We start from the raw sequence: 4,638 nt of genomic DNA, 5'->3' as shown, positions 1-4,638 counted from the left end.
GGACAAGATCAGTTCGAAGCAGTTGAAGGGGCTGTTTGATATCTGCTTTGAAAAGGGTGAAGACTTCGCCGCCGTCTACGAGCGGGAGAAGCCGCAGCAGCTTAGCGATGCGTCGGCGATCGAAGCGATGATTGACGTGGTGATCGCGGCGAATCCCAAGCAAGTGGAGCAGTATCGCGCCGGCAAGAAGACGATGTCGGGATTCTTTGTTGGCCAGGTGATGAAGGCGTCAAGGGGGCAAGCGAACCCCGCGCTGCTGAATGAGCTTGTGACCAAAAAGCTCGACGAATGAGGCCCTGACTACGCCTCGATCTTTCATTTGTCGCACAGGTTCGCGCGAAGGAATGGTTCAGGCCGCGAGAGGATGCGGCCTACTTCAACTTCAATTCGGTTTCAAAATCCTTTCGAGCGTCCCAGGAGCTGACCGTTTTGGTCGGGCTTTTTTTGCCGTCCTTTTCGGCCCACAGGTCGTAGTCGTCGGTCATGCCGACCTGGGCAAAACGAAAGCTGCCGTTGCTGGAAGACGTATAGCTGCGGATGGACTTCGTTTTCTGATTTTTAAGAAAGACGGTAGCTCCTTGTACCGGTGCTGAGTTGGCGTCGATGACAAGGCCGGCAACGTTTCGCTGCCCCAGATTCTGCGCATGGGCCACGCCGACAGGTTGTACCGCTGGAATAATTACCACTGCGACGGCGGCCAACGCCACCCATGCCGCCAATCTTGCGCGGTTCCCTATCACTCTTCCTCCTCGTCCTCATCTAGAAAATCGTCTTCGTCTTCGTCGATGCCCTCTTCTACTTTCGAGATTTCGAGCGGTTCCACACCGACGATCTCATACTCAGTTCCACACTCAGTACAGGCGACCACGTCGCCCTCTTCCGCTTCTTCAACATCGATATCAAGATCATTTTCACATTCCGGGCAGCTTGTCATGGCAGCCTCCTCTCTCAAGGCATTTCGTGATGTAGTATGGCGATACCCTTAGGGTACGGACTTGGGTTAGTTTTAGGCAAACTGTTGCAAAGGTCAAGAGGCCGCTTCCTCCCTCTTGAAACCGAAGTACACCCACCGGAGAATGAACAATGAAGCGTTCTCATTTGGTCCTGCTTTGCGGGCTTGTGCTGGCGTGTGGCGCTGCGGAAGCACAACCTGACTATGCGTTGCATGCCACCCCCATTGGCCCCGCACCGGTCGATCCGGCGATTGCCCGGGCTCTCGCGTCGATCAAGCCCAGCCAAATAGATCAGACGATAGAGAAGCTGGTTAGTTTCGGTACGCGCAACACATTGTCGAGCATGGAAACCGATCTGCCGCCCGGGCAGGGGATCAATGCAGCGGCAGACTGGATCGCCAGGCAGTTTGAAGCCATCTCGCGCGAATGCGATGGCTGCCTCGAAGTCAAGCGCGACACGTTTACCGCCGATCCGGCCAGTGCCAGCGGGAGTCCCTGGGCGGGGCGAATTCCAAAGCCGACGAAGCTTACGAACGTCTATGCCGTTTTGCGGGGGACGGATCCGGCGCAGGCCAAACGCACGGTACTTGTGACTGGACATTACGACTCGCGCAATCTGAACGTTCTCGACGATCACGGAGCGGCGCCCGGCGCGAATGACGATGCTTCAGGCGTAGCCGTTTCTCTCGAGTGCGCGCGGGTTCTGAGTAAGCTGAAGTTTCCTGGAACAATTGTGTTTGTCGCTGTAGCAGGCGAGGAACAGGGACTGGTGGGGTCGGGGCATCTGGCCAGGCTTGCGAAAGAGGAAGGGTGGGATTTGGAAGCGGTGCTGAACAATGACATTGTGGGCGGCAACACCACGCCGGGCGACACGCTGCAGATGAAGGATCGCGTGCGCGTTTTTTCCGAGGGCGTTCCCCAGGCGGCATCGCCTGAGGAGGCGCGGCACATTCGGGCACTGGGGAAAGAAGACGACTCGCCCAGCCGCGAACTGGCGCGCGTCATCGCCGAGACGGCCCGGACTTATTTGTCGAAGCCGGGGGCGGCCAAGCCATTCTCCGCATTTCTGGTCGATCGGCCCGATCGCTATCTGCGCGGAGGCGACCATAGCTCATTCAACCATGAGGGTTTTGCGGCGGTCCGGTTTACGGAGTGGCGCGAAGACTATAACCACCAGCACCAGAATGTAATTAAGCCTGCGCCCGGGTCAGACGCTCCGATACTGGGCGACCTGATCGAGTTTGTGGACTTCAACTACGTTGCCCAGGTGGCCCGGCTGAATGCGGCAACGCTGGCGACGCTGGCCGCTGCTCCCGGCGAGCCGCAGAAGCTAACCATCGTCAACAAGATGACGGAAAACGGCTCAACGTTGACATGGGAACCGCCGGCGGGTGGCGGAGTGGCTCACTACGAGGTGCTTTGGCGCGAAACCACTGCACCGAACTGGCAATATGTGAAACAGATTGCTGCGACTTCATCGGAGGGGCCGGTGACGGTGTCGCTTCCAATCTCCAAGGACAACGTGATCTTCGGGGTGCGCGCCGTGGATGCGAAAGGCCATCGCGGGCTGGTCGTCGTTCCCTGAGGGAGAGCTGACCGGATGAGTCTCTCCTGCCTGAGTGGCGTCTGCCGATGACACGCCTAAGGCGTTCCATTTAACCTGTTCACTACCATGGCAAGGATTGGCGCCTCACCGTTCGCATTTCCCGATTTTCACGGCGCCACCCGGCGACTGGTGCTGGTGAATCTAGGCGCCTATTTTCTGCTTGCCATTGCAGGATTGACAGCCCCGGAGGCAACGCGATCGGCGCTTGGATACCTGCTCTTCTACCCGACGACGTTTTTGCATGGCTGGATTTGGCAGCCCTTCACGTACAGCTTTGTGCATCCCACCGGCCTGGTCCTTTCCACGCTGTTTGAGCTGCTCTCCATCTGGTTTCTGGCGGGTTTTCTCGAATCATTCCACAACGATACGTGGGTCATGGGCCTTTACGCGGCATCGGTGATCGGCACTGCGCTGGCCGCACTGGCGATCTATGGAGCGAGCGTTGTGGTCAGCTCGTCGCTGGTTACGTTTCCGCTGTACGGATGCTTCGGCGGCATCTTCGGCCTGCTGATGGCAATCGGCGTGCTTTACGGAGATGTGCAGTTCCAGATGTTCTTTGTCATCGGCATCAAGGCACGCTATATGGCTATCATCTACGCACTCGTAGCCATCGCGATGATGTTCGGCAGCATGCGCATGTATGCGTTCGCACAACTTGGCGGGGCGCTGGCCGGGCTCGTCTTCATCCGCATGGCGCCGCGGCGCGGGGTTTCGTTTCTGCTGAGCGAGAAATGGTATGGATTGCGCAACGGCTACTACCGCTGGAAGCGCCGGCGGGCAGCGAAGAAATTCGAAGTTTACATGCGCTCCCAGGGCCGCACCGTGAAATTTGACGGCAGCGGCAAGCAGATCGATGAAGACCACGACGACAAGAAGCGCTGGAACTGAAATCGGCCTTCTGTGTTCGCGCGTAAAATTGGCCGACTCCGATCAGTCCTGAAAATCACCCCAGAAGGTTGAACCGTGCTCGGTCCGGTCTCATCCAGGAGTGCCTTCATCTATTTTGCGCTCCAGAATGGTTTCGCCCATGGGCTCGTCGAGGTTGCCTTCTACCACCGCGTCAGAGCCCGCGATCGAGGGGTTTGGATAGTGCCTGCGTAGAACGGCGCTGGTGTCGTCGCTGCCGGGGGCAACGCTGACCGCTCCCAGGTCGGACAGCATCGGATCGGCCTCGGTGAAGCGGGCAAGCTGCTCTTCCGCCGAGTCGTCCACAATCAGGCCCGAGCCATCGCGTACGTTGGGACGTTCGTCTTCCTGGACGAGATTTACTTCCAAAGCGTCCAGCTCTTCTTCCGTGCTGGCATCGAGCTCGTCGAATTTCTGTCCGAGCTCACCGTCAACGATGGCGGGTTCGTCGGCACCGCCGGTGATTGCCTCGAGCCGATCCAGTTCCGCGTCGGTCGCAAGATCTTCGGGACGGCCCATTGGCGGATTCGGTGTATTGTCTCGGTAAACAGAACTCTCGCTCAGGTCGACTTGCTCTTTCTTCCGTGGTTTCGCCATGTCCCCTCTCAATGGGTACATTGATATTCACCGGATCGCCGGTTCCGCTTCACTGGTTGTGATGCGAGTGGCAACCCTGCGGTTCGCCAGCGTTCAGTTGCCTCATTGACGATGCCGGGCAGGATTTCGTCATCAGCCAACAATGGCGGTTCGCTGATCGCTCTGTCCTCTTCCGATCAGGTTTGACGAGGAAAATTGCGCATGCTCTTCACGATACAATCCTCAATGAAATGAATAAGAAGATTGCATTTCTCTTTCCGGGGCAGGGTTCGCAGACGGTTGGCATGGGCCGCGATCTTGCGGAGCGGTTCCCTGTGGCCAAGCAGACCTTTGCTGAAGACGATGAAGCCTGCGGATTTGCCCTGTCGAAGCTCTGCTTTGAAGGGCCTGAAGAAGACCTGAAGCTGACTGAGAATACCCAGCCTGCGATTCTGACCGTGAGTGTGGCGGCGTTGCGTGTTCTGGCGGAGCATGGTGTTAAGCCCGCGCTGGCTGCGGGACACTCCTTGGGCGAGTGGTCCGCGCACGTGGCGGCGGGGACGCTGACGTTTGCCGATGCAGTGCGCGCGGTGAAGG

At 58.3% G+C, this 4,638-nt stretch carries 6 protein-coding genes and 1 pseudogene; 4 read left to right on the top strand and 3 right to left on the bottom strand.

Annotated features, from left to right (window positions below):
- Positions 1–292 (top strand): annotated as a pseudogene (locus tag WA354_RS21360) (Asp-tRNA(Asn)/Glu-tRNA(Gln) amidotransferase subunit GatB); the annotation flags it as partial.
- Between the two features lie 79 nt (positions 293–371).
- On the opposite strand, the gene WA354_RS21355 reads toward WA354_RS21360, so the two are convergent.
- Together WA354_RS21355 and WA354_RS21350 are read right to left on the bottom strand one after the other, a co-directional pair.
- Positions 372–719 carry a carboxypeptidase-like regulatory domain-containing protein gene (locus WA354_RS21355; protein ID WP_472815043.1) on the bottom strand — a complete coding sequence of 116 codons (348 nt, stop codon included), beginning with the start codon at positions 717–719 and terminating at the stop codon, positions 372–374.
- A 17-nt stretch (positions 720–736) separates the two neighbouring features.
- Positions 737–934: a hypothetical protein gene (locus tag WA354_RS21350; RefSeq protein WP_472815042.1), complete on the bottom strand. Its 198-nt coding sequence runs from the start codon at positions 932–934 to the stop codon at positions 737–739.
- A gap of 149 nt (positions 935–1,083) precedes the next feature.
- Here WA354_RS21350 and WA354_RS21345 point away from each other — a divergent pair, with 149 nt between their 5' ends.
- On the top strand, positions 1,084–2,538 hold the full coding sequence (locus WA354_RS21345; RefSeq protein ID WP_472815041.1) for a M20/M25/M40 family metallo-hydrolase: 1,455 nt from the start codon (positions 1,084–1,086) through the stop codon (positions 2,536–2,538).
- An 87-nt stretch (positions 2,539–2,625) separates the two neighbouring features.
- Entirely contained in the window at positions 2,626–3,447 is an 822-nt protein-coding gene (locus tag WA354_RS21340) for a rhomboid family intramembrane serine protease (protein ID WP_472815040.1), read from the top strand.
- Between the two features lie 90 nt (positions 3,448–3,537).
- Here the strand turns inward: WA354_RS21340 and WA354_RS21335 are convergent, their stop codons facing one another.
- Positions 3,538–4,062 (bottom strand): hypothetical protein, encoded by a 525-nt coding sequence (locus WA354_RS21335; RefSeq protein ID WP_472815039.1) that lies wholly within the window; start codon positions 4,060–4,062, stop codon positions 3,538–3,540.
- A 230-nt stretch (positions 4,063–4,292) separates the two neighbouring features.
- Between WA354_RS21335 and WA354_RS21330 the strand changes: the two genes are divergently transcribed.
- Positions 4,293–4,638 (top strand): ACP S-malonyltransferase (locus WA354_RS21330; RefSeq protein WP_472815038.1); only part of this gene is annotated, 346 nt, incomplete at its 3' end.

The sequence above is a fragment of the Occallatibacter sp. genome, assembly GCF_049802275.1.
In the GTDB taxonomy this organism is placed as follows: domain Bacteria; phylum Acidobacteriota; class Terriglobia; order Terriglobales; family Acidobacteriaceae; genus Telmatobacter.
The sequence above is the reverse complement of the archived record's forward strand: the minus strand, read 5'-3'. Positions and strand labels throughout refer to the sequence as shown.

Coding starts and splice junctions, on each gene's coding strand:
- WA354_RS21350 (WP_472815042.1), bottom strand. CDS start 934: ATGACAAGCTGCCCGGAATGTGAAAATGATCTTGATATCGATGTTGAA.
- WA354_RS21345 (WP_472815041.1), top strand. CDS start 1,084: ATGAAGCGTTCTCATTTGGTCCTGCTTTGCGGGCTTGTGCTGGCGTGT.
- WA354_RS21340 (WP_472815040.1), top strand. CDS start 2,626: ATGGCAAGGATTGGCGCCTCACCGTTCGCATTTCCCGATTTTCACGGC.
- WA354_RS21335 (WP_472815039.1), bottom strand. CDS start 4,062: ATGGCGAAACCACGGAAGAAAGAGCAAGTCGACCTGAGCGAGAGTTCT.